This is a genomic window from Mesorhizobium sp. M8A.F.Ca.ET.208.01.1.1 (assembly GCF_004791315.1).
Lineage (GTDB): Bacteria > Pseudomonadota > Alphaproteobacteria > Rhizobiales > Rhizobiaceae > Mesorhizobium.
The window spans coordinates 20,889-47,040 of sequence record NZ_SRUT01000012.1 but is presented as its reverse complement, the minus strand read 5'-3'; the positions used below and the strand labels follow the sequence as shown (position 1 = coordinate 47,040).

The window sequence follows — 26,152 nt, the reverse complement described above, 5'->3', positions numbered from 1 at the left end:
TCACGAGTGTCGATTGGCCTGGAAAGGCCCGGCATTCCCGCCAAGGGCGATCGGCATGAGCACAGCAACGGGAACTTCCACAGGGAAGTCCGATATCGCGTTCGCGTTGCTTGCCGCCTTGCTGCTGCTCGGCCTCAATGCCCAGCAGGGATTCCCGCAACTGGCCAATCCGGCGGGCGACAATGACAGCCTGCTGCAACTGGTCGAAGTCCGCGACCTGCTGGCGGGCCAAGGCTGGTTCGACCTGCACCAGTACAGAATGGGGCTGGAGGGCGGCTTCGTCATGCACTGGTCGCGGCTGCTCGACGCGCCGCTGGCGCTGAGCATCCTTGCCGTTTCGAGCCTGACTGGCAGCGCCGCCCTGGCCGAACAGATCGTGCAAATAGTCTGGCCGGCCCTGCAGTTCTTTATCGCCGTCTTGTTCATCATCCGCGCTGCGCGCGCCTTCGCCGGCCCGCCCGCTGTGCTGCCCGCCGCCGTCGTCGGCGGGGCGGCCTTGTATTACATCGGGATTTTTTCCCCAGGCGCGCTCGATCATCACAATGTCCAGCTGATGCTGACGCTGGCGAGCCTGGCCTTGCTGCTCGAGGCGCCCACGTATCGGCCGGCTGCCCTTGTCGCGGGCATCTGCGCCACGCTGACCCTGGCCATCGGCATGGAAAGCGCGCCCTATGCCGGGGCCCTCGGCGCCGTCGTCGCTCTGCTGTTTCTCGGCAATGGCGACGCCGAAAGGCTGATCGCCAGGGATTTCGGCCTCGGCGTCGCCGGCGTCTCGGCTCTGGTCTTCGCCGCCACCATCCCCGTCTCGTCCTGGGGCCAGGCCCAGTGCGACACGTTCTCGCTCGTGCAGTTCGCCGTTACCGCGCTTGCCGGCGCCGGTCTGGCAATCATTGCTTCGTGGAAGGCCGCCAACGCGACGGCCGCCCGGCGCCTGATGTCGCTTGGCCTGCTTGCCGTCGCTCTCGCCCTCGTCGTGGTGCTCTTCTTCCCGCAATGCCTGGCGGCGCCCTATGCCCATCTCGACCCGCGCCTGCAGCAGATGTGGCTCGGCTATATCGAGGAGGCACAGTCGATCGTCCAGCTTGTCGCCGACGATCCGGCAAGGGCCGTGGCGCGTTTTGCGACGCCGCTGGTGGCCATCGTGCTGATGGCGCTCCGTTTCAGCCATGGCGGCTGGCGGCGGCAGGACAGCCTCGTCGCCGCACTGCTGGTCGTGGCGGTCCTGGTCAGCGCCTGGGAAGTGCGCGGCTCGACCTTCTCCATCGCCTTCGCGGTGATCCCGCTTTCGGCCTGGATCGCCAAATGGCGGCAGCGGGCCGAAGCCAGCCCGTCCAGCGGCTCGGTACTAAGGATGGCGGCGGCCTGGCTGATCTCGGTCAATGCCATCTGGTCGGGTGCCGCCGAGGCCGCCTCGAGCGCCTTCGCAACCGCTGCACCCGCCAGGGACGCCAGCATCGATGCGCCCTGCAACAGCAAGGCCTCGTTCGCCGTGCTTGGCGCGATGGCCCCCACCACGGTGCTTGCCATCTCCAATCTTGGCTCGCCCATCCTCGCCTTTACCGGTCATCGCGTGTTCGCCGGGCCCTACCATCGCAACGTCGCCGGAAACCTGCTCGTGTTCGATGCCTTGCTGGGCTCGGCCACCGACGCCAAAGCCATCGTCGAAAGTCACCATGTCGGCCTTGTCGCGCTCTGCCGCGACAACCCTGAAAGCCGGCTGTTCGCTGCCAGGGCGCCGGAAGGTTTTCTGGCCCGGCTGATGCGCGGCAGCGTGCCGGAATGGCTGGAGCCGGTGGCGGAGACCCGAGGCGCTCCTCTGGAACTGTACCGCGTCCGGCTCGGCGGTTGATCCAGCCGGCAGACGCTACTCCTTCCGATACAAGATCATGCCGCCGTGATGCAGCACGCCGTCGATGAACGTGCCATCGGCGGTGAATCCGGTATCGTCCCAATAGTCGATGTGATGCCCCCGGACTTCGTAACGCCCCCGATACGCGCTCTCCCGGGTTCCACGCGCTTCGTCGTACCGGCCATTTGGAAGCAGCTTGTGACGGACATGGCCATCGGCTGTCACCCACATGCCTGCATAGGGATGGCTTTGAGCAATGATTTGCTGGTCGGGATTCATCTGGGCGAGACCTTTCTGCACGGGGACCGCGCCAAAGAGAAGCATGAGCGATGCAAGCAGGGAAAACGACGACGTCATGGCCGCTACCTTGTGGCCGTCGGCCGAATGACGATCTCGTTGACATCGACGTCGTCGGGCTGCTCGATGGCGAAGCGCACCGCGCGGCCGATCGCGTCCGGCTGCAAGGCGATCGCCCGGTAGGTCTTCATGGCTTCGGCCGCCAGCGGATCGGTGATGGAATGGGCCAATTCACTCTCGACCACGCCGGGATGAATGCAGGTCACCCGAATGTCGTCGTTCTCCTGCCTGAGGCCGTCGGAAATCGCCCGCACCGCGTATTTGGTCGCGCAATAGACCGCTGCCGTTGGCGCGACCGAGAGCGCGCCGACCGAAGCGATGTTAATGATGTGGCCGGAGCCTCTCGCGGTCATCTCCGGCAGCACCGCGGCGATCCCGTGGAGCACGCCCTTGATGTTGACGTCGACCATGCGGTCCCATTCGTCGACCTTGAGGGAGGCCATCAGCGAAAGCGGCATCACGCCGGCATTGTTGACGATCACGTCGACGCGTCCCCAGGCTTGTCGCGCCGCCTCGGCAAAGGCAGCGACATCGTTACGGTCGGTGACGTCGAGGCCGCGGATCCTGGCCTCCCCACCGTGCGCGGTGATCTCCTCGGCGAGCGCCTCCAGCCGGTCTGTGCGCCGCGCGCCGAGCATGACTTTCGCCCCGGCGGCGCCGAGTTCGCGGGCAATCCCCGCGCCGATTCCGCTTGATGCGCCGGTAATGAGGACGGTCTTGTCGAGGGGCATGCTTGTCTCCTGTTCCTGGATTGACCGCCGCCTTGCGTCGGTTGCCAGGAAGATAGAATTGCCCCATTGTCGCGTTAAGACAGCCATTTCTTGACGCTATGGAAAGCCACGCTAACCAATGGATCTCAACGCGCTCTCCGTTTTTGCGCTTGTCGCCGAGGAGCGGAGTTTTCGCGCCGCCGCCGACCGGCTGGGTGTCACCCGCTCGGCCGTCAGCCAGACGATCAGGCGGCTGGAAGAGACCATCGGCATAGCGCTTGTGCGGCGCACGACGCGCAGCGTCAGCCTCACCGAGGCGGGGGAGCGGCTCCGCGCCGAAATCGCGCCGGCCATCGCGGACATGCGTGCCGCGGTCGAGGCCGCCGGCAGCTTGCGTGGGCGCCCGCGCGGGCAGTTGCGGCTCGCTGTTTCGTCGATCGCCGAGGGCTTCCTGTCAGGGCCGTTCCTGGCAGCCTTCGCCGAGGCCAATCCGGAGGTTCAGATCGACATCACGGTGACGGACGATGAATTCGATATCGTTGCCCAGGGATACGATGCCGGCGTCAGGCTGGGCGAAGTCATCGAGCAGGACATGATCGCGGTTCCCGTTGCCGGTGACGAGCGGCAGCTGGCTGTCTGCGCGCCAGCCTACCGCGATCGATTTGGTGAGCCTGCGCATCCGAGCGAGCTTGCGGCCCGTCGCTGCATTGGTTGGCGTCCCGCTCCCGGGGTTGCGCCCTACCGATGGGAATTCGCGGTCGACGGCAAGGAGTTCAGCGTCGCCGTCGCCCCGGAGATCACGACAAACGACATGACGTTGATGATCAGGCTCGCTGTCGCCGGCGCCGGCATCACCTTCGGCATGGAACGGAGCTTCCGTCCCTGGCTCGACCGGGGCGAGCTGGTGCCCATCCTGGAGTCCTACTGCCCACGCTTTGCCGGCTTCTATCTCTATTATCCCGGCCGCCGCAACTTGGCGCCGAAGCTGCGCGCGCTTGTCGATCACCTGCAGCGCTTCAGATAGCGTCGTGGGATCGTTGGCGGGTCTCGAAAAATCGATTCAAGCGATACGTTTCCTAAAGGGTTTGCTGCCAGTCTCGAAATAAATTCCGACGACAAAACAGGGACGAACAGGGACACCGATGCAAACTCCGTTTGGCACCGGTCAGGCAAACAGGGAAAGCACGGATCTGGCGTTCACCGATCCGTTGACCGGGCTTGGCAATCATCGCCGCTTCTTCGACAAGGTCGACCGCCTGATCAGCGACCGCGCCGACGATCCCGCGCCCTTCACCGTCGGCATTCTCGACCTCGACGGCTTCAAGCCGATCAACGATCTGTTCGGCCACAAGGCCGGCGACGACATCCTGATCCAGGTCGCCATGCGGCTGCGTGCCTCGATGGACGGCCATTCGACGGTCTGCCGCATCGGTGCCGACGAATTCGCCTTCCTCTACCCGCTGGTGTTCTCGGAGGATGCGGCGGCTGAAAAATCCCGCATGCTGATCGAGATCCTGTCGGCGCCCTATGATGTCGGCGAGCGCACCGCCAGGCTCTCGGCCTCGGTCGGCTGCTCGCTGTTCTATTCGGGCGACGAGACCACCGAGATCCTCATCAACAAGGCCGAAACGGCGCTCTACCATGCCAAGCGTTCCGGCCGCGGCCGCGTCGTCGTCTACACCCGTGAGATGGAAGAGGCCGCCAAGCGCGTCACCCGCATCGAGCAGGCGCTGCGCCGCGCCGTCTCCGCCGGGGAGGTGGAGCCGCATTTCCAGCCGATCGTCGACCTCACCACGCGCCGCACCATCGGCTTCGAGACGCTGGCGCGCTGGACCGATCGCGATCTCGGCGCGGTGCCGCCGACCGTCTTCATCCCCATCGCCGAGGAGCGCGGCATCATCGGTCCGCTGTCGCAGTTGGTGCTGCGCAAGGCGACCGAAGCCGCCAGGAGCTGGCCGAAGGACCTGTTCCTGTCCTTCAACCTGTCGCCCTCGCAGCTCGTCGACCAGAACACCGGCCTGCACATACTGGCGATCCTCGACCGCACCGGCTTCGATCCGCGCCGGCTGGAGATCGAGATCACCGAGACCGGCCTGATGAACGACCCTGCCTCGGCGGCGCAGATCGTCGAGGATCTGCGCCGCGTCGGCATCCGCGTCTCGCTCGACGATTTCGGCACCGGCCAGTCCTCGCTCGGCCGGCTGCGTGAATTCCATTTCGACAAGCTCAAGATCGACCGCGCCTTCGTCGCCTCGATTCTCGAAGACCGGCCATCCGAGCACATCATCCGCGCCATCCTCGCCATGTGCGAAGGGCTCGGCATGGACGTGGTCGCCGAAGGCATAGAAGAGGAAGCGCAGGCCGACCGGCTGGTCCAGTTCGGTTGCGCCGGCGGACAGGGCTATCTGTTCGGCAAGCCGGCCGATGCCGATGCCACATTGGGCTACCTCCGTGATTCCTTCCGTGGCGCCTTGCGCGCCAAGGCGATCTGAACGGCGAAAAACGGTGCTGCCCACAATGTGGCGACAGCCGCTCCGCGGGTCGAGCATGGCACCATCGCCTTTTTGTCAGACATAAGCCCGAAAATGCGTCTTTTCGCCCTTGCCCGCCGGACGTGTCTGGCTAGGATGCGCGCCGGTTGACCCGGGAGACGAAAATCATGATGCCATCGGCGCGGTTTGCCGACCTCGAAGGCGCTTCGGTGCTGATCACCGGCGGCGGCTCCGGCATCGGTGCGGCGTTGACCGAAGGGTTCACGCGCCAGGGCGCCAAGGTCGCCTTCATCGACATCGCCGATGCGCCGAGCATCACGCTCGCCGACCGCATTGAGAAAGAGCTCGGCCGGCGTCCGCTCTACCTCAAGACCGATCTGCGCGACGTCGAGGCCTTGCGCGCTGCAGCCGCCCGGGCCGCCGACGCGCATGGCGACGTCACCGTGCTGGTCAACAACGCCGCCTGGGACGAACGCCATGAAGTCGAGGACGTCACCGTCGAATTCTGGGACAACAATCTCTCCATCAATCTCAGGCCGCATTTCTTCACCGCGCAGGCGGTGGTGTCAGGCATGAAGCGGGCCGGCGGCGGCTCGATCATCAATTTCACCTCGACCTCCTACCTGATCAACCATCCCGACATGCCGGCCTATACCGCTGCCAAGGCGGGCATACTCGGCCTCACCAAGGGGCTGGCCGGCAAGCTCGGGCCCGATCGCATCCGCGTCAACGCCGTCGCGCCCGGCTGGGTGATCACCGAGCGGCAGCAGGAGCGCTGGGTGACCGAACAGGCGCTCGCCGCCCATGTCGCCAAGCAGTGCATCAGGGACGTCATGCGGCCGGACGACATGGTTGGCACGGTGCTGTTCCTGGCCTCGGACGCCTCGCGCATGCTGACCGCGCAGATGCTGATCGTCGATGGAGGCTTCCTGTGAGCCCAGCCAGCAACGTTCCGGCGGTTGCCGCGCTCGATTGGGGCACGACCCGGCTTCGGGCCTGGCTGATCGACGGCGCCGGCAAGGTGCTTGCCGAGCGTCGCGGCGACGACGGTTTGATCACCGCGCGCGAAAAGGGCTTCGCCAACGTCCTGGAGGGCCATCTGGCGGCGATGGATGCGCCGGAGGAATTGCCCGTCATCATCTGCGGCATGGCCGGTTCGCGCCAGGGTTGGCTCGAGGCGCCCTATGTCGGCGTGCCGTCGCCGCTCGGCGCCATTCTCGGCGGCGCCGCCCGTGTGCCTGATCAGAAACGTGACATCCGTATCGTTCCCGGCCTTGCCCAGCGCCTGGCCGACGCGCCCGACGTCATGCGCGGCGAGGAAACGCAGTTGGCCGGCGCCGGCCTGCCGGCCAGGGGCCGCCATCTCGTCTGCATGCCCGGTACCCATTCGAAATGGGTGCTGGTCGAGGACGGCGCCGTCACCGGCTTTGGCACCTGGCCGACGGGCGAGCTGTTTTCAGTGCTTGCCGCGCACTCGATCCTGCGCCATTCGCTGGGTGAGCATCCCAGCCCGGTTGCTGGTGACAATCCGTTCTTCCGCCGCTGGTGCGAAATCGCACTGGGCGAGGGTGGTGACGTCACCTCGCGGCTGTTTGCCATCCGCGCCGCCGGCCTGCTCCAGGATTTGAAGGCCGATGATGCGGCCGCCTGCCTGTCCGGCCTGCTGATCGGCGGCGAGATTGCCTCCGCCCGGCGCCGGCACGGCGCCGGCGCGACATCGGTCGTGCTGGTTGCCTCGGGCGCGCTGGCCGTGCTCTACCAGGCCGCGCTCGGCCTTGCCGGGCTTGGCCACCGCACCGTCGACGCCGACGTAGCAGTACGCGCCGGGCTGATCGAAGCCGCGCGCGAGAATGGCATGATCGCCAGAACCGGAGCAGCCCTGTGAGCCAGACCGCACCTTTTCCCAAACTCAAGCGCGGCCTGGTCGCCATCCTGCGCGGCCTGAAGCCCACCGAGGCGATCGCCATGGGCCAGGCGCTGTTCGACGCCGGCATCGAGGCGATCGAAGTGCCGCTCAACTCGCCCGAACCGTTCTCGTCGATCGCCAGGATTGTCGAAGTGCTGCCGAAAACGGCCCTGGTCGGCGCCGGCACCGTGCTGACGGCGGCCGATGTCGACAGCCTGCACCGGGCCGGCGGTCGATTGCTGGTCAGCCCCAACATCGATGCCGAGGTGATGGGCCGCGCCAAGACGTATGGCATGGTCACCATGCCTGGCGTGTTCACCCCTACGGAAGCTTTCCAGGCGATCCGGCTCGGCGCTTCGGCGCTGAAATTCTTTCCCGCCAGCGTGCTCGGCGCATCGGGCATTTCCGCGATCCGGGCCGTACTGCCGGCGCAGACGCTGGTCGGCGCGGTCGGCGGCGTTTCGGACAAGGATTTTGCCGGCTACAAGGCGGTTGGCGTGACGGTCTTCGGGCTTGGCTCCAGCCTGTTCAAGCCAGGCATGAGCGTCGACGACGTGGCGGCGCGCGCGCACGCCGCCGTCGCTGCCTGGGACGCGGCATTCGGAGACGCATGATGAGCGAGGTTTCGGTTTTCTCCGACCATGTCTGCGAGCTCGGCGAAGGGCCAAGCTACGATCCCGCCACCGATGCGTTGTTCTGGTTCGATATCGTCAACGGTCGGCTCCTGGAGAAATCCGTGGCCGGCGGTGCGCTGAAGATCCACGAGCTTGGCCAGATGGCGAGCGCCATCGCCATCATCGACGACAAGCGTCAGCTGATCGCCACCGAGACCGGCCTCTTCGTCCGCGACGTCGCGACCGGCCGGATGACGCTGCATACGCCTGTCGAGGCCGACAACCCCCTTACCCGCTCCAACGATTCCCGTGTCCATCCCTGCGGCGCCTTGTGGATGGGGACGATGGGCAAGAGCGAGGCAAAGGGCGCCGGTTCGATCTACTGGTTTTTCAAGGGCGAACTGCGCAAGCTATTCTCCGGCATCACCGTGTCGAACTCGATCTGTTTCTCCGGGGATGGCGCGCTCGCCTATTACACCGACACCTCGACCGGCCTGCTGATGCGCGTCGCCTGTGATCCGGCGACCGGCCTGCCCGCTGGAGAACCAAATGTGTTCGTCGATCACCGCTCGTCCAAGGGCTATGTCGATGGGTCGGTCGTCGACCACGATGGCGTGCTGTGGAACGCCGTCTGGGGCGGCAAGGCGGTCAAGGCCTATTCGCCCGACGGCACATTGTTGCGCGAAATTGCGATGCCGGTGACGCAGCCTTCCTGCCCGGCTTTTGTCGGCGCGAAGGCGGACCGGCTGGCGGTGACGTCGGCCTGGAAAGGCAAGGACGAGAAGCAGCGCCAGCTCGACCCGCAGGCCGGCATGACGTTCGTCCTCGACATCAAGGTCAACGGCCGCTTCGAGCCACGCGTGCTGATCGCCTGAACGAAGGTGGCCGATAAACGTCCTCGCCGGCGTTGTCACGCAACCGTCCGGGACGGTCGGTTTCGCGAAAGCCCACGGCATGCGCCGTGCGATGCTGGGCGATCAGATAGCCGGGATTCAATCATCGCATGTCCAGCCGCAGGCCAGAACTGATCCTCGTCCACGAGCCGGAGAAGGCTTGCTTCGAGCGTCTGGTCGCCGACGGCTATGCGCCGCGGCGTGCCGCCGAGATTTCGTCCTACCTGGCGCAGTCGACCGACCTCGCGCCCGAATTCGACGCGCTCGCCGCCGCCTGTGACAGGCGTGGCCTCGCCTTCGCCGCGGTGGAGCTGGACGATGCCGCAAGCGCGCTCACCGGAGCCGATCCGGCCACGACGCTGGTCTGGACGCTGACCGACGGCATCGCCTATTTCCGTGGCGGCGCCGCACCCGCGCTGGCGCGGCTCAACGGCCTGAGAACGATCGGCGCGGACGATTCGCTGTTCGCGCTCTGCCAGGACAAGTTTCGCTCCGGCGCGGTGCTTGGCGCCCTCGGCCTGCCGGCGCCGCAGGCGGGACTTGCCCGCAATGGAAACTGGCTGGTCGAGCCGCCGGCCTCCGCTGCCGGCTGGTTCGTCAAGCCCAACAGGCTCGGCGCCAAGATCGGCATCTGGCCGGATTCGCGCGTAGCCGATCTCGGCCACGCGCTGGAGCTCAGCCGCCGTGTTTTCGCGGCCTATCGCGACGATGTCGTCGTCCAGCCCTATGTCGCCGGCCGCAATGTGCGCGCCAGCTTCCTCGGCCTGACGCCGGAAACCGGCGTCGAGGCGCTTGGCGTCGCCTTTGTCGAGTCAGGCGCGGACTTCCAGACCATGGCGGACAGCCTGGCGCTTTATGGTGACACCGGTGAGGCGGCGAAGACTGCCGGGCACTATGCCGAACCCGAACTCGCTCCAGTCGCGGACAGCCAGCCGGTGGCCGATGCGAGGATCAGGGTGATCGCCGAACGGCTGATCAGCGGGCTCGGCCTGCGCGACGTGTTTTCCATCGACCTGCGCGTCGAGGCAGATGACACGGTTCATCTCATCGAGTTCGAGGTCTGCCCCGGCCTGCCGTGCTTCGATTTCCGCGCCTACTGCCGCCAGCAATGGGCGCTGGGCCTGGCGGACGCGATGGCGGAAACCGCCGCAAGCCGGTTGCGCCCATGACGTCGGGGATGGCGGCGCGACACCCCCTCGCAATCGGCATCCGACGGCTAAGCAAGGAGCGACGCGGCGCGGACATGCGTGACTTCGACACGTTGCGACGGTGCGGAATTCCGCTCGGCCGCCCCCGGACCTAAATGCCTTCGACCAGCACGATCTCGCCGTCGGCGACCTTCTGGCGGATGGCGACCGCGCGCTGATACTCCGGCGAGTGATAGCAGTCATGCGCGGCGGCGAGTGATGGAAATTCGATGATGACATTGCGCGCGCGGCCCGGACCCTCGGCTTTCTCGTGTTCACCGCCGCGGGCGAGAAATGTCGCGCCGAAGCGCTCGAAGGCCGGCTTGGCGGCCGCGACATAGTCCTTGTAGCCTTCGGCGTCGCGCACATCGACACGTGCGATCCAGTATCCCTTGGGCATTCTCTTTTCTCCTATCGTGCTGGCTCGTCAGGCCGAGCGCATTTCTTCCAGAATGGCCTCGGCCGCCGCGCGCCGGTCGCTTGCCGCGACGATCGGCCGTCCGACGACCAGATGGCTGGCGCCGTTGCGGACCGCCTGCGCCGGCGTCACAACGCGCTTCTGGTCGCCATGGTCGCTGCCGGCCGGCCGGATGCCGGGCGTCACCACCGCCATGTCCGGGCCGACGATGCGGCGCACCGCTTCGGCTTCCGCGGCCGAGCAGACGATACCTCCCATGCCGGCATGCAGCGCCTGTTCCGAGCGCCTCAGCACCAGCGTGTGCGGGTCATATTCATAGCCGACATCGATCATGTCCTGCTCATCCATCGAGGTCAGCACGCTGACGGCGAGCAGGCAAAGCTCGCTGCCGCGCGCTGCCTCCACCGCCGCCTGCATCGCCTTGGGATAGGCATGGATGGTCAGCATGGTCATGCCCATCTTGACGATGTTCTCGACGCCCTTGGCCACCGTGTGGTCGATGTCGAGCAGCTTCATGTCGAGGAAGATTTTCGTTCCGCCGCTGGCCAGCTCCCTGGCAAAGTCGAGCCCGCCGGCAAAGGCCAGCTGATAGCCGATCTTGTAGAAGGAGACGACGCCGTCGAGCTCGCGCACCGCCTGCTCGGCCTCCTTCACGGTCGGCACGTCGAGGCCGACGATCAGTCGCTCTTGCATGGATTGGGCCTGCATGGAATGGGCCTGCATGGTTGCGGCGGTCACACCTCGACCCTGGTCGACAGCATGCGCGAGGTCTCGATCAGCGTGCGGCATAGGTGCTCCATCGATTTGTGCAGTCTTTCGTCACGGAAATGGCCGTCCCCGTCGAAGGCGTCGCCACCCTCCGGCACCGAGCATTCGGGCGTCACCACCTCCATCTGGCAGCGCACCAGCACGGCGCGCAGATGGTTGATGCAGCGTATGCCGCCGAAGTGTCCGTTGGAGGACGAGCAGAGGCCCGCGACCTTGCCGGCAAGCGGCCTGACCGATCGGCCGCCATCCCGTCGCACCCGGCTCACCCAGTCGATCGTGTTCTTGAGCAGCGGCGGGATCGAGCCGTTATATTCGGGCGTCGCGATCAGCAGCCCGTCATGAGCGGCGATCAGCCGCGCCAGCTTCTGGGCGTTTTCGGGGACGCCTCTTTCCATTTCCAGGTCTTCGTCGAGGATCGGCAAGGGATAGTCGGCGAGCGAAACGCGGGTGGCCTCGGCGCCCTGCACCGCAAGTTCCTTCTGCGCCACGTCGGCGGTCCTGCCGCTATAAGCGCCTGTGCGCACCGAGCCGGCGAAGACGAGGATTTTCGGGATCACTGCCATTGGCCAACCTTGTTCTGGGACACGTACAGCCAAGGTTCGATCAAATCAACGCATCGGCGCCATAAAACGCTCGGTATTGGCCGAAGCCCCCGACTTCGTCATCCCTGGGCGAAGCAGGAGCGAAGCTCCGTCGCGGAGACCCTGGGATCCATTCCGTGACCTTGGACGTAGAGTGCAGCGGAGCAGAATTCTTCTTCGCCGCGGCACGTCGAGGTCGCGGCATGGATCCCTTGGGCTGCGAAGCAACGCCAGGGGTCTGCGCCGCGTCGCTGCGCTCCTTGCTCCGCCCGTGGATGACGAAATGAGGGATGTTTCGGCCAATCGCCAAGCTATGCAGCCAGCATCAGGAACCGCGAACGGCTCAGCGCGTCCGCTAATGCGCTTCGCGCCGGTAGATCCACAGCTGCGTCGGCGGGATGTTGCGGAAGATGAAGTCGAAATGCTTGACCGTGTAGTCGCCGCGGCCCGCCGGGATCGGCGACATCGGACCATAGGTCAGCTGGACGATCGGCCGTCCGGCCGGGATGCGATCGAGCAGGCTTTCGATATAGGCGATACGCTGGGCGACCGGGAAGTTGAGCAGCGGCACCCCGGAAACGACGCTATCGAAGATCATCCCGCGCCTCTCGCCAAGCGTGGCGTTGAGGTTGAAGGCATCGCCCTCGATGACGTTGACGCCGGGATAGAGCTGGCGCAGATGGCGCACGAAATCGGTGGAATATTCGACCGCGTAGAGGTTTTCGGGCCGCACGCCCTGGGCGAGGATGGCGCGGGTGATGACGCCGGTGCCGGGACCGACCTCGAGCACCGGCAGGCCGGACTTCGGGTTGACGATCGAGGCCATCTTGCGCGCGGTGATCGAACTGGTCGGAACGATGGAGCCGACAGTCTTCGGCTTGTCGATCCAGCCCTTGAAGAATTTGAGTTCGTCGTCGAACTTCTCGGCAAACGCCTTCCGCAGTCCGTGACCACGTGCCATGCAAGCTCTCCTCAGCGCGCCCCTTGGAAGCTACTTAACATCTGGGTGACGCAAGGCAAGGCACGGCCATGCCTATGTCGTGGATAAGATAGCTTTGGTCGCGTCTCAACGTTCGCCGAAAGACTCGAAAAAGTCCTTCATGCGAGCGAAAAAGCCGCTCGATTGGGGCGAATTGTCCTGCGAGGAGAGTTGTTCGAACTCCTCCAGCAGCTCGCGCTGGCGGCGCGACAGGTTCTGTGGCGTCTCGACCGCGGTCTGGATGTAGAGGTCGCCGACATTGGGCTGGCGCAACACCGGCATGCCCTTGCCCTTGAGGCGGAACTGACGTCCGTTCTGCGTGCCTTCGGTGACCTTCACCTTGGTCTGTGTGCCGTCGAGCGTCGTCACCTCGAAGGAGCCGCCAAGGGCCGCCGTCGTCATCGAGATCGGCACCTTGCAATAGAGGTCGGCACCGTCGCGCTGGAAGAATTCGTGCGGCTTGACCGCCAGGAAAATATAGAGGTCGCCCGACGGCCCGCCGCGCAGGCCGGCCTCGCCTTCATTGGCCAGCCGGATGCGGGTGCCGTCCTCGATGCCGGCCGGGATGTTGACCGAGAGCGAGCGCTCCTCGGTGACGCGGCCCTGGCCGGCGCATTTCGGGCACGGGTCCTTGATCGTCTGGCCGCGGCCCTGGCATTGCGGGCAGGTCCGCTCGATCGAGAAGAAGCCTTGCGTGGCGCGCACCTTGCCGTGGCCGTTGCACATCGAGCAGGTAACCGGCTGGGTGCCGGGCTTGGCGCCGCTGCCGGAGCATTCCGTGCAGGATATCGAAGCCGGCACGCGGATTTGCGCGGTCTTGCCCGCGAAGGCTTCCTCCAGCGAGATTTCCATGTTGTAGCGCAGGTCGGCGCCGCGCTCGCGGCCACCGGAAGAGCGGCGCTGGCGGCCGCCCATCATGTCGCCGAAAATATCCTCGAAGATGTCGGCGAAGCCGCCGGCGCCAAAGCCTTGCGCGCCGCCATTCATGCCGCCCTGCTCGAAGGCGGCGTGACCGAAACGGTCATAGGCCGCGCGCTTCTGCGGGTCCTTCAGCGTCTCATAGGCTTCGTTGATTTCCTTGAACTTGTGCTCGCAGGAATGATCGCCGGGGTTGCGATCGGGATGGAACTGCATGGCGAGCTTGCGAAAAGCGCTCTTGAGCGCCTTCTCGTCGGCGCCCTTTTGCACGCCCAGCGTTTCGTAGAAATCAGCTTTCATTTTTTCCCGCAGTCCGGATCAACGTCTTGATGCATTGTTGCGTCGTTTGCCGGCATGTTGTCTCGATTTAGGATCGGTGCCGCCCGGATGCCAGTGCCGGTGTGCGCCTGTCCGGGTTTTTCTGTTATTTTTTCCGCGAGGGTTGCAAAAAAGCCCGGCCTGCGCCGGGCTTTTCGCATTATCTTGCCGTCAGGCCGTTCAGGCCGACTTCTTCTTGTCGTCGTCCTCGTCGATTTCCTCGAAATCGGCATCGACCACGTCGGAGTCCTTGGCCGCATCCGCCTTGGCGTCGGCTTCCGCCGCTTCCTTCTGCGAGGCCTCGTACATGGCCTGGCCAAGCTTCATGGAAGCTTCGGCAAGCGTCTGGCTCTTGGCCTCGATGTCGGCCGGGTCATCGCCTTCCGCAGCGGTCTTGAGCGCCGCGATGGCGTCCGAAATCGCCGTGCGCTCGGCTTCGGAGACCTTGTCGCCATATTCCTTCAGCGACTTCTCCGAGGAATGCACCAGCGCTTCGGCCTGGTTGCGGGCCTCGACAACGGCGCGACGCTTCTTGTCGGTGTCGGCATTGGCCTCGGCGTCCTTGACCATCTTCTCGATGTCGGCGTCCGAAAGACCACCCGAGGCCTGGATGCGGATCTGGTGCTCCTTGCCGGTGCCCTTGTCCTTGGCCGAGACGTTGACGATGCCGTTGGCGTCGATGTCGAACGTGACTTCGATCTGCGGCACGCCGCGCGGCGCCGGCGGAATGCCGACCAGGTCGAACTGGCCGAGCGCCTTGTTGTCGGCGGCCATTTCACGCTCGCCCTGGAAGACGCGGATGGTCACGGCCGACTGCGAATCCTCGGCCGTCGAGAACACCTGGCTCTTCTTGGTCGGGATCGTCGTGTTGCGCTCGATCAGCCGGGTGAACACGCCGCCCAGCGTCTCGATGCCGAGCGACAACGGCGTCACGTCGAGCAAAAGCACGTCCTTGACGTCGCCCTGCAGCACGCCGGCCTGGATGGCGGCGCCGAGTGCGACGACCTCATCCGGGTTGACGCCCTTGTGCGGCTCCTTGCCGAAGAACTGCTTCACGATCTCCTGGATCTTGGGCATGCGGGTCATGCCGCCGACCAGGACCACTTCGTCGATCTCGCCAGCCTTCAGGCCGGCATCCTTCAGCGCCGCCTTGCACGGTTCGATGGTGCGCTGGACGAGATCCTCGACCAGGCTTTCGAACTTGGCGCGGGTCAGCTTCAGCGTCAGGTGCTTCGGGCCGGTCGCGTCGGCGGTGATGAAGGGCAGGTTGATCTCGGTCTGCGTCGTCGACGACAGCTCGATCTTGGCCTTCTCGGCCGCTTCCTTGAGGCGCTGCAGGGCAAGCTTGTCGGCCTTGAGGTCGATGCCCTGTTCCTTCTTGAACTCGGCCGCCAGATATTCGACCAGGCGCATGTCGAAATCCTCGCCGCCGAGGAAGGTGTCGCCATTGGTCGACTTCACCTCGAACACGCCGTCGCCGATTTCCAGCACCGAAATGTCGAACGTGCCGCCGCCAAGGTCATAGACGGCGATGGTCTTGCCTTCCTTCTTGTCAAGGCCGTAGGCGAGTGCCGCGGCCGTCGGCTCATTGATGATGCGCAGCACTTCGAGGCCGGCGATCTTGCCGGCGTCCTTGGTGGCCTGGCGCTGGGCGTCGTTGAAATAGGCCGGAACGGTGATGACCGCCTTCTCGACCTTCTCGCCGAGATAGGCTTCCGCCGTTTCCTTCATCTTCTGCAGGATCATGGCCGAGATCTGGCTGGGCGACTGCTTCTTGCCGCCGGCCTCGACCCAGGCATCGCCATTGTCGCCCTTGACGATCTTGTAGGGGACAAGCTTCTTGTCCTTCTCCGTCACCGGATCGTCATAGCGGCGGCCGATCAGGCGCTTGACCGCGAAGATGGTGTTTTCAGGATTGGTGACCGCCTGGCGCTTGGCCGGCTGGCCGACGAGACGTTCGCCGTCGCCCGAGATGGCGACGATGGAAGGCGTCGTGCGCGCGCCTTCCGCATTCTCGATCACCTTCGGTTCCTTGCCATCCATGATGGCGATGCAGGAGTTGGTGGTGCCGAGATCGATACCGATTACTTTTGCCATTTTTCTAGTCTCTCCGCTAAGCAGGCTCTCAGGACCCGGTAAAGGCGTTCCGATGAAAGCCCCTGTTCACAAGAAATCCCGTCCGGCCACCGGTTGTCCGGCGCCGCACGGCTTGGCGCGTATATAAGAACAGGCGGCATCGCGCGCAAGCATTCTGCGCAAGGCTTCCATGAACCTTTCCACGCCGGCCAGCGACTGATGTCCAGGTGCCGCATGGTGCGGCCCCGGAAAGGAAGCCCCCATGACCGGCAACCCAGAGACTCCGCGGTCTCCGGGACCAACAGGAGCTCGGCGCGACCACCGCCTTCGGGACGGGGTCGATGCGCTGGGCTTTCCGCTGATTCCGTTGACCCTGCGCAGGAGCAGGCGTATCGTCACTATGAGGAAAGCAGACAATTCAATCAGGGAAGAACGAGCCGGACCGCCGCGACTTGCCCTGATTTGTGCGGCAAGTCCGGACGTCTCTCCCCTGGACTACGGGGGTAGTGTCATGTCTCGCATCCGCGGCTCGTTCGTGCCTTCTTCAGAGTTAGACGGCCGCTTGCGCGGTGCCTTGCAGGCCACAGGCTTGCTGGCTCTCGCGCTTGCCTCCAGCCTGTGGCTGGGCGGCGCGGCCAGGGCGCAGGAAACCCAGATCATTTATCCCGGCTCGATGGCGGTCACCGGCTTTCCCGGCACCATCATCCCCAATTTCGACGAGGGACTGCCGCCCGGCGTCGATCCGGTCGACGAGACCTTCATAGACACCTCGCGCGCCACCTTGCGCGTGTTCGACGTTTCGCACCTGGGCGGTCCGGCCTCCGGCCAGCTCGTCTTCACGCCGCCGCCTTTCGAGGTGACCGCAGGCCAGATCGGTGAGGTGTTCGGCCTCACCTACGATGACGGCGTGCGCGACGGTGTGCCGTCCGGCATTCCCAACCTCTATGCCGCCGCCACCTCGCTGCATGGCGTCGAGATCGTCACGCCTGACGCCGACAAGGACGGCAGGCCGGAGCGGCAGCGCCGCGGCACGGCGGGCGCCACCTTCATGGATGGCCAGTTCGGCACCGAAAACGGCGGCGGACCGGGCACCATCTGGAAGATCGACGGCATTACCGGCCAGGTCGCCAAATTCGCCGACATCGACACCAACAGCGGCCCCGGCATCGGCAATCTCACCTTCGATCCCGTCCACCGCCAGTTCTTCGCCTCCAATCTCGACACCGGCCTGATCCATCGCATCGACGCCAACGGCAGACTGATCGACACTTTCGACCACGGCGTCGCCGGCCGCCCGGCGCACGGACTGGCCCCGGTCGCCGACGATGGCGCTATAATGGACATACAGGGCGCGGCCTTCGACACCGAAGACCCCGACAGCTGGGGCTACACCCAGGATGAGCGCCGCGTCTGGGCCGTCTCCTATCATGGCGGCCGGCTCTATTATTCGGTTGGCGAAAAGTCGGAAATCTGGTCGGTGAGCATTGCCCGCGACGGCACCTTCGCCGGCGATCCGCGCTGGGAACTGACGGTCAAGGCCGACAAGGACTATGCCGTCACCGACATTGCCTTCGACAACAGCGGCTTCATGTATCTCGCCCAGCGCGGCCCGGTCGAAAACCGCTACGACTACAGCCGCTTCGCCGATTCCGGCAAGGGCGAGGTAATCCGCTACTTCAGAGAGAATCCCGACGATCCCTCGACGGAATCGGTCTGGGTCGAAGCGCCGCAGGAATATGCTGTCGGCTTCCCGCAAGGCAACAGGCAGTCGGCCGGCGGTCTCGACCTGCAATATGGCTACGATGCCGACGGCAATCTCGACACCTCGGTCTGCACCCAGACCTTGGTCAACACCGGCGACAAATTGCGCGACAACCCCGAGCTTGCCGAAAAACTCGCGGCTGGCGGGCCGCTTGCGGTCCATGGCGTGCAGATCACGCCCAAGGACCTGGTCAAGCCGGCCAACGTGCCGCCCTTCGGCTCCTGGTTCGTCGATTTCGACGGCTATTTCGAGGATCCCGAAGTGGAAGGCCATGTCGGCGACGTCGCCGTCTGGCATCCCTGCGAGGGCCGTGCCGGCTATTACGAGGAAATACCGGGCGGCTATGAGCCTCCCTTCTACCCGCCGGACTTCCCACCGCCCGGCAATCTGCCTCCGTGTCTCGATGTCGAGGACGTGCAATTCTACTGCACGCCGCGCGGCCTCGAGGCCGATCTCTATCTCCATGACCATGCCGGCTTCGGCGGCGATTCGATCAAGGTCCAGTCCAGGACGCCAGGCGTCGGGGTGACCTCACCCATGTCGCATGCGCCAGGCAAGCCGTACACGATCGACATCACCGGCCACTATCCGGGCGACAGAGTGGAGGTCGGGCTGTGCTTCTACAGGAAGTCCGACAAGGACAAGGGTGGCTACTACCCTTGCTGCAAGATGACCTTGCCGCTCCGCACCCCAGCCGTCAGCTGCGAACGTTGAGGAGGCAAAGATGACCATTCTTGCCCCATCCCCGCTCGCGACCAAAACGCAAAAAACCGTCATGGAGACGATCATGAAACCCCTGTCATATGCCAGGCGCGGTGCGCGCTGGCTGATGGCGGCCGGTATCGCGGTCGCCCTTGCGCCCGCATTGCCGGCATCCGCCGCCCAGACCGTCCAGGCAGTCACCAGCCCGGATGTGCAGCCGCTGCAGCTCGACAATCCGCGCATCATCAACCCGGAACCCGGACGTGTCGTGCCGTTCTTCACCAAGACCGGTGGCCAGCGCAGCTGCGACTATGTCTTCTACACCTTGACCTTCGGGCTGCGCGGCAATCCGCAAGGTTTTGCCAATCCGGGCCTCGAGGCGGCGCTGAAGAAAGCCAAGCTCGACTTCAAGGACCAGCTTCCGCACGGTCTTTCGATCGTCAACGTGACGGTCTCCGGCGACGGCACCGATGCATCGGGCGGGGCCTTGCCGAGTGCTCTCATCAGCAATTCGACCGGCCCCAACGACACCGCAACGGTTTCCGATTTCCGGATTTCCGCCAGCGATCTCGATGGCTCGGGCGCACCGAACGAACGCGTCATCACTTTCCGCATTACGGCCAAGATCGACCACGCCGCGTTTCCGGCGCCGGTCAATGTCGACAACCAGGGCCTGATCAAGGTTACCTCCGGCCTCGGTACGGGCACCCTCATCCCGTCGCAGGATCCGGGCAAGCCGGATGACGGCAACATCGCGACCGGCGAAAAGACCTCGATCCGGATCGACCTCACCAAATGCGACAGGCAACCTCCGCCTCCAACCGACCACGAATGCTTCAAGGTCGAGCGCGGCACGGTCGACTGCGTGCCCGGCGGCGGCGCCTTCATCTATCACATGCCTGTCGGCCCGGAGATGGGCGGCAAGTGGGTGCAGGTTTCGACGACCTCACCAGGCATCACCATCATCCCCGACACCCAGAAAGTGCCGGTGGGCGGCGGGGTGCTCAACTGGAAGATCGTCGGCGCTTCACCCGGTGACGTCATCCATCTCGTCGTCACCGGCATCGAGACCTATGCCGGACCGAAGGAAGGCTGGGGCCTGTGCTGCACGCAAACCATCGACATCATCATCCCGCGCGACCAGAGGTGCCCGCCCAAGGACAAGGAACCGGACCTCAAGGTTGAAAAGCATGCAGATGTCACACGTTGCACGATGGGTGGCGGCTGCGCCTTCACCATCCGGGTCACCAATGTCGGCACCGCGCCCTACAACGGCAAGATCGTGCTCGACGAGGTGACGCTGCCGGCCGGCTCGACGCTCGATTCAGGGCCCAATCCGCCCTGGGTCTGCGCGCCGGGTACCACCCCGATGACGTGCACCTATCCGGTGACCACGCTCAATCCGGGGGCCTTTGTCGACCTCAAGCTCGGCTTCAGGCCGGCCGGAGGCTGGCAAGGCAGCGTGCTGCGCAACTGCGCCACCTACAATTACGGCGCCAGCGGCAAGCCGCTGTTCGGCAGCCAGGCCAATGACCGTGGCTGTGCCTCGATCCCGATCTGCCGCCGCGGCGACCGCAACCCGGAGTGCCAGCCGCCGGTCGAGAAGAAGGTCGACCTGATCCTCAAGAAGCGTGCCCGCACCGAAGTCTGCACCGCCGATGGCGTCTGCACCTTCATCATCGACATCATCAACAACGGCACATTGACCTATAACGGGCCGCTGACGGTGATCGACAACTACCCAAGCGGCGCGCCGACATCCTCGACCTTCGGGCCGAGCCCGCCCTGGACATGCGGCCCGAACGGCCCCGGCCAGTTCCGCTGCGACAATGCCGGCATATCGCTGCCGGCGGGCGCCTCGACGCCGATCTTCGTCAAGGCGGTCGTGCCGGCCGGCTACCGGTCCGACACGGTCGAGAACTGCGCCGAGGTCAAGGCCATCCCCGGCGAGGTCGACCTCACCAACAACAAGGCCTGCGCCAAGGAACGCATCCGCCATCCCAATGGCGGCCAGCCGACCTTGCGCATCACGAAGGTGTGCAGCGGCTCGCTCGCCGGTGCGGCCGCGGTTTCCTGCCGCATCACCGTCAGCAGCGTCGGCACCGCTGCCCCCACCGGTCCGGTGCGGGTCAACGATGCCGCCACGCTGGTGTCGGGCGGAGCGCCCGTGCAGATCCAGACCGTCACCCCTGACGGCGCGGAATGGGCATGCGGACCGGTTCCGGCCAATGCGTTGTCGTGCCAGATACCAGGCGCCGTCATGACGCCCGGAACCTCCAGGCACTTCGACGTGACGGTCTCGGCCAATGGCGAGTTCGAGAACTGCGCGCGCGGCTCCTACGGGCCGGCGCAGGGCGACGATGTCGTCTATCCGATCGGCCAGGCCTGCGCCAAGGGCGGCGGTCCTTCGACGATCCGTGTCGAAAAGACCGGCGACCGCGAATGCCGCGTCGGCCAGCCCTGCTCGTTCGACATCACCATCACAAATGACGGGACGAGCCCCTTCTCGGGTCCGGTCCGCATCGGCGATGCGATCGGCGTGGAAGGGCTTGGCCGGCTGGAAGGTGTTGCGATCACCTCGATCGACCCGCCTTTCGGCTGCTCGCCGGAGCCGACGACCTTGCCGGCCTCCTGCATCGCCAACCTGACGCTCGGCGCCGGCGAAAGCCAGTCGCACCGTGTGACGGTGGTCATCCCCGACGATGGGCGTCTTGCCAACCTGCAGGGCAACGTCAATGGCCAGAACTGCGTTGGCGTGCTCTCTCCCGACACACGTGTGCAGGGCGGCGGCGATGTGCTGTCCAAGGATGCGTCCAACGTCCAGGGCGATCGCGGCAAGGCCTATGCGTGCCATCCCTTCATCATCACGCATGAGGTGAAGAACGAGTGCTCGCCGGGCTTTGTCATGAACGACGCCGGCCGCTGTGTCTGCCCGGAAGGCACCACCTTCCGCAACGGCCAGTGCACGGGCGGCGGCACCAACGTTCTTCCGTTGCCACCGCCACCGCGCTGCGTGCTGCTCGAAGGCCAGATCCGCACCGAGGACGGACGCTGCGTCTGTCCGCGCGGCACGGAGCTGGAGAACGGAAAATGCGTCAGGACCGACAGGCCCGAGCAGTGCACCATCCGTGGTCAGGTCCACGACGCCGACGGCTACTGCGTCTGCCCGCGCGGCACCGAGCTGCGGGACGGCGCCTGCCGTCAGATCCGGCCAAAACCGCAGCAGTGCCGCATCCCTGGCCAGTTCCGCAATGCCGATGGCGACTGTGTCTGTCCGCAAGGCACCGAGGTGCGCAATGGCGCCTGCCGCCCGGTCCGGCCGAAGCCCGAGCAGTGCACCATCCGTGGCCAGGTCCACAATGCGGACGGGGACTGCGTCTGCCCGCAAGGCACCGAGGTGCGCGACGGAGCCTGCCGCCCGGTCCGGCCGCAGCCTGACCAGTGCACCATCCGTGGCCAGGTCCACGACGCCAACGGCAATTGCGTCTGCCCGAGGGGGACCGAGGTGCAGGGCAACGCATGTCGTCGACCAGGTCCAGTGCTCCAGCAGTGCGACATACGCGGCCAAGTCCACAACAAGCGCGGCGAATGCGTCTGTCCGCGTGGGACCGAGGTGATCGACGGCGCATGCCGCAAGCCCAGGCAAGAGAGCGAATGCGCGCCGGGCTCGCAGATGGTCAACGGCCAGTGCCAGCCGATCTTCAGGCGACACTGTCCGGAAGGTACGATCGGGCGGTATCCGAACTGCCGGCCGATACGCGGGCAGCCGTCGCTGGAGCTCGATCCGGGCCAACTGCTGCAATTGCTGCCGCAGCGCAGGCAGCAGATCGACCAGCAACAGGATCCGGTTCCAAACAGGCTCCTGAAACTCCAGCAGCAATAGCCATCTGCGCGACGCCAAACGAGAACCCGCCGGAGCAATCCGGCGGGTTTTTCTTCACGACCCGCGCGGGCGGCGATTGGCGGCCCAGGACCAACGCGCGCCGCCACGTTACCCCTGCCTGTGGAACCGCCGTACTTGCGCCCTCGACAAGTCGCCGGGAGCGCTTTAGGCAGTCGGTTCGGAGCGCCCGTATGAAAGGGCGCCCGGAAAGGCCGCGAGATGAGCAAAAAAACCTTGATCGCACCGTCGGTGCTGGCATCGGATTTCTCGAAGCTCGGCGACGAGGTCGAGGCGGTGGCGGCGGCAGGTGCCGACTGGATCCATCTCGACGTGATGGACGGACATTTCGTGCCCAACATCACCTTCGGCCCGCCTGTCATCAAGGCGATCCGCAACCGCACCAAGGCCTTTTTCGACTGCCACCTGATGATCGCGCCCGCCGATCCCTACCTCGCCGCCTTCGCCGAGGCCGGCTGCGACGGCATGACGGTGCATGCCGAGGCCGGGCCGCATCTCGACCGCTCGCTGCAGACCATCAGGAACCTCGGCAAGAAGGCCGGCGTCTCGCTCAATCCGGCGACGCCCGAAACAATGATCGAATATGTGCTCGACCGGCTCGATCTGATCCTGATCATGACCGTCAATCCGGGCTTCGGCGGCCAGGCCTTCATCCCGGGGATCGTCGACAAGGTGAGAAGGGTCAAGGCACTGATCGGCGACCGGCCGATCCGCATCGAGATCGACGGCGGGGTCTCGCCGGAAACAGCCCCGTTGGTCACATCGGCCGGCGCCGACGTGCTGGTGGCGGGTGCTGCCATCTTCAAGGGCGGCAGCGTCGAGGCTTACCGCACCAATATCGAAGCGATCAGGACCGCGGCCGACAAGGCTGCCGGCTAACACAGCGCGGTCATCCGGCTTCAATTCCAACACGCCGGCTTTGTGCGATCACCACCCTTCAGCGTAGGCACGCCCGAATCAGGCCGCCCGGGAGGCCTGATTCGGCGCGTTGTTCCTTGTCTTTGCGCGCGACAGAAAAGATGCTCGCACGGGCACAGGAGAAACAGATGTTTGTGCGTGCATACAAAACACGTTAAGTTTCCACTGGTTGTAGAGATATTCGAATTCCCGCGATCGGCGTGCGGATTGGGTATATTTCTTTGTTCTAAAGTACAATAGCGCGATCTTCTGCTTGAGCGGCTGGAGCGTGGCGCTGTATGGTACTGGTACAGAAGGGGAATTTTCGGACTCGAATTGCCCAAGACGACAGTTGGGGACAAGGAGTCGCTTTTGACATACGGAGTTGCCAATCTGAACGACGACGGGCCCGGAGCCAAGAGTACGCTTGCCAGCACGGTCTATCATCAATTGCGTGATGATCTTCTCGCCGGCGCCCTGGAAACCGAAAGCAAGCTGCGCGTCGAGTGGGTCGTTTCCAAGTATGGCGCCGGCGCCTCTCCGGTTCGTGAAGCCCTCAATCGCCTTGCCTCCGAAGGTCTCCTCGGCCGCCATGACCAGCGCGGCTTCTTCATCATGCCGGTCACTGCGGCCGAACTCGAGGAGCTGACGCGCACCCGTTGCTGGCTCGAGGAGCGGGCGCTGCGCGAATCCATTGCCCACCGCACCGCCGAATGGGAAGAACAATTGGTGCTGGCGCTGCATCGCCTGGGGCGTGCCTCACGTCTTTTGCCGCAAAGCAGCTCGTCGCTCAATCCGGACTGGGAGAAATTGCACCGCACCTTCCACCGGGTGCTGATCTCGGCCTGCCGGTCGCACTGGCTGGTGGGCTTCTGCGACCAGCTTTCCGATCACGCCTACCGCTATCGCCAGATGGCCAATGACGGCGAGAGCGTCCAGCGCGACGATTTCGCCGAACACCGGCTCATTGCTGAAAATGCGCTGGACGGAAATGCGGACGGCGCCGTCCAGGCCCTGATCGATCACTACCAGCTGACCGCCGCCATGTGCATGGAACGCTTCAAGCAAGGCGAGACGCCAAAGGCCGCCGCCGGTCCGGGTCAGCGCGCCCAGCGTTGACGGCTGTCTGACCGTCGCGCTCCGCTGTCCCATCTCTCGAATCTTTTCGGTAGACGCCGGGCAGCCGTTTGCGGCCTTGACGGCCGGGCCGGGAAACGCGAACGCTTCGCCGCGTGCCGACCCGCGGCCGGCGTCGACATTGCCGTCACCCACAATTGCGTCACCCCAGGAAGATTTCATGAGCAATCATCTGTTCGATGCATTCCGGTCCCGGATGCCCTCGCCTGGGCATCTGTTGATGGAAACCGATGATGGCCGCACGCTCACCTATGGCGACATGCTGGCGCGATCGGCGCAGCTCGCGCATGCGCTGCTGCAAATGGATGTCGCGCCCGGCGACCGGGTTGCCGTGCAGGTCGAGAAGAGCCCGGAGATGGTTTTGCTCTATCTCGCCTGCGTGCGCGCTGGCGCCGTCTTCCTGCCACTCAACACCGCCTATACGCTGGCCGAGCTCGGCTATTTCTTCGACGATGCGGCACCCCGGGTGATTGTCTGCGATCCGGCGCGGTCGGCGGATATCCGTGGGATGGTCGAGCCGTCCGGTGCCGTCGTGGTCACGCTCGACCGCAATGGCGAGGGATCCCTTGCGGACCAGGCATCGCGGCAGTCCTCCGATTTCCATGATGTCGAGCGCGGCGCGGACGACCTTGCGGCGATCCTCTACACGTCGGGAACGACCGGCCGCTCGAAAGGCGCCATGCTCAGCCACGAGAATCTCGCCTCGAATGCCCGGGTCCTGGTCGAGCAATGGCGCTTCACCGGGGATGACGTGCTGATCCACGCGCTGCCGATCTTCCATACGCACGGCCTGTTCGTCGCCACCAATGTCGTCCTGATGGCCGGCGCCGCGATGCTGTTCGAGCAGAAATTCGACGCCGGCCGCGTCGTCTCGCTGCTGCCGCGCGCCACCGCCCTGATGGGCGTGCCGACCTTCTATACCAGGCTGTTGCAGCAGGAGGGGCTGGATCGCGAGGCTGCGAAGACCATCCGCCTGTTCGTATCCGGTTCTGCGCCGTTGCTGGCCGAAACGCACAAGGCATGGCGCGAGCGTACCGGCCACGCCATCCTCGAGCGCTACGGCATGACCGAGACCAACATGAACACCTCCAATCCCTATGAGGGCGAGCGGCGCGCCGGCACGGTCGGCTTCCCCTTGCCCGGCGTGTCGCTGCGCATCGCCGATCCCGACACCGGCAAGCCGCTTGCCCAGGGCGAGGTCGGCATGATCGAGGTCAAGGGGCCGAACGTGTTCGGCGGCTACTGGCGCATGCCGGAAAAGACCAGGGCGGAATTTCGCGCCGACGGCTTCTTCATCACTGGCGATCTCGGCACGATCGATGCCGACGGCTATGTCCATATTGTCGGTCGCGGCAAGGACCTGATCATCTCAGGCGGTTACAACGTCTATCCGAAGGAGCTCGAAAGCGAGATAGACGCGCTCGACGGCGTCCTGGAAAGCGCCGTCATCGGCCTTGCCCATCCGGACTTCGGCGAAGGCGTCACCGCTGTCATCGTGCGCTCGCCCGCTTCGCGTATCACCGCGGCCGAAATCCTCGACGCCATCGCCGGCCGCATGGCGAAGTACAAGCACCCGAAACGGGTGATCTTCGTCGACGAACTGCCGCGCAACACGATGGGCAAGGTACAGAAGAACTTGCTTCGCGACAGCTACAAGGATCTCTACGCCTCAAACAAAGCCGGTTAG

Annotated in this window: 21 protein-coding genes; 13 read left to right on the top strand and 8 right to left on the bottom strand. The window is 65.1% G+C overall.

The annotated features are described in order from the left end of the window. Positions 1-55 precede the first annotated feature (55 nt). Positions 56-1,849, top strand: coding sequence for a GtrA family protein (locus EN851_RS31270; RefSeq protein WP_135930737.1), 1,794 nt, complete (start codon positions 56-58; stop codon positions 1,847-1,849). 15 nt (positions 1,850-1,864) lie between these two features. Here EN851_RS31270 and EN851_RS31265 read toward each other — a convergent pair whose 3' ends face one another. Together EN851_RS31265 and EN851_RS31260 are read right to left on the bottom strand one after the other, a co-directional pair. Continuing rightward, positions 1,865-2,206, bottom strand: a complete 342-nt coding sequence (locus EN851_RS31265) for an Atu4866 domain-containing protein (protein ID WP_127871118.1) — start codon at positions 2,204-2,206, stop codon at positions 1,865-1,867. Positions 2,207-2,211: 5 nt separating this feature from the next. Further along, positions 2,212-2,937, bottom strand: a complete 726-nt coding sequence (locus EN851_RS31260; protein ID WP_127871119.1) for an SDR family oxidoreductase — start codon at positions 2,935-2,937, stop codon at positions 2,212-2,214. A gap of 118 nt (positions 2,938-3,055) precedes the next feature. Between EN851_RS31260 and EN851_RS31255 the strand changes: the two genes are divergently transcribed. The 7 genes from EN851_RS31255 (at position 3,056) to EN851_RS31225 (ending at position 9,990) form a co-directional block, all read left to right on the top strand. Continuing rightward, positions 3,056-3,940 carry a LysR family transcriptional regulator gene (locus tag EN851_RS31255; RefSeq protein ID WP_127277980.1) on the top strand — a complete coding sequence of 295 codons (885 nt, stop codon included), beginning with the start codon at positions 3,056-3,058 and terminating at the stop codon, positions 3,938-3,940. Between the two features lie 118 nt (positions 3,941-4,058). Beyond that, entirely contained in the window at positions 4,059-5,408 is a 1,350-nt protein-coding gene (locus tag EN851_RS31250; RefSeq protein WP_135883834.1) for an EAL domain-containing protein, read from the top strand. Between the two features lie 167 nt (positions 5,409-5,575). After that, positions 5,576-6,343: an SDR family oxidoreductase gene (locus EN851_RS31245; protein WP_135930736.1), complete on the top strand. Its 768-nt coding sequence runs from the start codon at positions 5,576-5,578 to the stop codon at positions 6,341-6,343. Further along, positions 6,340-7,293, top strand: a complete 954-nt coding sequence (locus EN851_RS31240) for a 2-dehydro-3-deoxygalactonokinase (RefSeq protein ID WP_135930735.1) — start codon at positions 6,340-6,342, stop codon at positions 7,291-7,293. Before EN851_RS31245 ends, EN851_RS31240 begins: the two co-directional genes overlap by 4 nt. Then, complete coding sequence (locus EN851_RS31235; protein ID WP_135883831.1) at positions 7,290-7,928, top strand: 2-dehydro-3-deoxy-6-phosphogalactonate aldolase; 639 nt, start codon at positions 7,290-7,292, stop codon at positions 7,926-7,928. The genes EN851_RS31240 and EN851_RS31235 overlap by 4 nt, the downstream gene beginning before the upstream one ends. Next, positions 7,928-8,803, top strand: coding sequence for an SMP-30/gluconolactonase/LRE family protein (locus EN851_RS31230; protein ID WP_135921793.1), 876 nt, complete (start codon positions 7,928-7,930; stop codon positions 8,801-8,803). Before EN851_RS31235 ends, EN851_RS31230 begins: the two co-directional genes overlap by 1 nt. Positions 8,804-8,931: 128 nt before the next feature. Then, the gene (locus EN851_RS31225) at positions 8,932-9,990 is read left to right on the top strand and encodes a D-alanine:D-lactate ligase-like protein (RefSeq protein WP_135930734.1); all 1,059 of its coding nucleotides are present in this window, start codon (positions 8,932-8,934) and stop codon (positions 9,988-9,990) included. A gap of 130 nt (positions 9,991-10,120) precedes the next feature. On the opposite strand, the gene EN851_RS31220 is transcribed toward EN851_RS31225, so the two are convergent. The 6 genes from EN851_RS31220 to dnaK all read right to left on the bottom strand — a co-directional run bounded on the left by EN851_RS31220 (position 10,121) and on the right by dnaK (position 16,087). Beyond that, the gene (locus EN851_RS31220; RefSeq protein ID WP_120017644.1) at positions 10,121-10,408 is read right to left on the bottom strand and encodes a DUF1330 domain-containing protein; all 288 of its coding nucleotides are present in this window, start codon (positions 10,406-10,408) and stop codon (positions 10,121-10,123) included. A gap of 27 nt (positions 10,409-10,435) precedes the next feature. After that, positions 10,436-11,149 (bottom strand): orotidine-5'-phosphate decarboxylase, encoded by a 714-nt coding sequence (gene pyrF, locus EN851_RS31215; RefSeq protein ID WP_167531400.1) that lies wholly within the window; start codon positions 11,147-11,149, stop codon positions 10,436-10,438. A gap of 11 nt (positions 11,150-11,160) precedes the next feature. After that, complete coding sequence (locus EN851_RS31210) at positions 11,161-11,757, bottom strand: NADPH-dependent FMN reductase (protein WP_135930733.1); 597 nt, start codon at positions 11,755-11,757, stop codon at positions 11,161-11,163. Positions 11,758-12,130: 373 nt separating this feature from the next. Beyond that, positions 12,131-12,736 carry a phospholipid N-methyltransferase PmtA gene (gene pmtA / locus EN851_RS31205; RefSeq protein ID WP_127277748.1) on the bottom strand — a complete coding sequence of 202 codons (606 nt, stop codon included), beginning with the start codon at positions 12,734-12,736 and terminating at the stop codon, positions 12,131-12,133. A 105-nt stretch (positions 12,737-12,841) separates the two neighbouring features. Then, positions 12,842-13,972, bottom strand: a complete 1,131-nt coding sequence (dnaJ, locus tag EN851_RS31200) for a molecular chaperone DnaJ (RefSeq protein WP_127871124.1) — start codon at positions 13,970-13,972, stop codon at positions 12,842-12,844. A gap of 198 nt (positions 13,973-14,170) precedes the next feature. Further along, positions 14,171-16,087 (bottom strand): molecular chaperone DnaK, encoded by a 1,917-nt coding sequence (dnaK, locus tag EN851_RS31195; protein WP_127277750.1) that lies wholly within the window; start codon positions 16,085-16,087, stop codon positions 14,171-14,173. Between the two features lie 490 nt (positions 16,088-16,577). On the opposite strand from dnaK, the gene EN851_RS31190 reads away from it, so the two are divergent. The 5 genes from EN851_RS31190 (at position 16,578) to EN851_RS31170 (ending at position 26,152) form a co-directional block, all read left to right on the top strand. Further along, positions 16,578-18,542: a hypothetical protein gene (locus EN851_RS31190; RefSeq protein ID WP_135930732.1), complete on the top strand. Its 1,965-nt coding sequence runs from the start codon at positions 16,578-16,580 to the stop codon at positions 18,540-18,542. A gap of 10 nt (positions 18,543-18,552) precedes the next feature. After that, the gene (locus EN851_RS31185) at positions 18,553-22,413 is read left to right on the top strand and encodes a hypothetical protein (protein ID WP_135930731.1); all 3,861 of its coding nucleotides are present in this window, start codon (positions 18,553-18,555) and stop codon (positions 22,411-22,413) included. Between the two features lie 219 nt (positions 22,414-22,632). After that, positions 22,633-23,310: a ribulose-phosphate 3-epimerase gene (rpe, locus tag EN851_RS31180; RefSeq protein WP_135883825.1), complete on the top strand. Its 678-nt coding sequence runs from the start codon at positions 22,633-22,635 to the stop codon at positions 23,308-23,310. Between the two features lie 390 nt (positions 23,311-23,700). Beyond that, positions 23,701-24,447, top strand: a complete 747-nt coding sequence (locus tag EN851_RS31175; protein ID WP_127275346.1) for a GntR family transcriptional regulator — start codon at positions 23,701-23,703, stop codon at positions 24,445-24,447. Positions 24,448-24,625: 178 nt separating this feature from the next. Beyond that, the gene (locus EN851_RS31170; protein WP_135930730.1) at positions 24,626-26,152 is read left to right on the top strand and encodes a malonyl-CoA synthase; all 1,527 of its coding nucleotides are present in this window, start codon (positions 24,626-24,628) and stop codon (positions 26,150-26,152) included.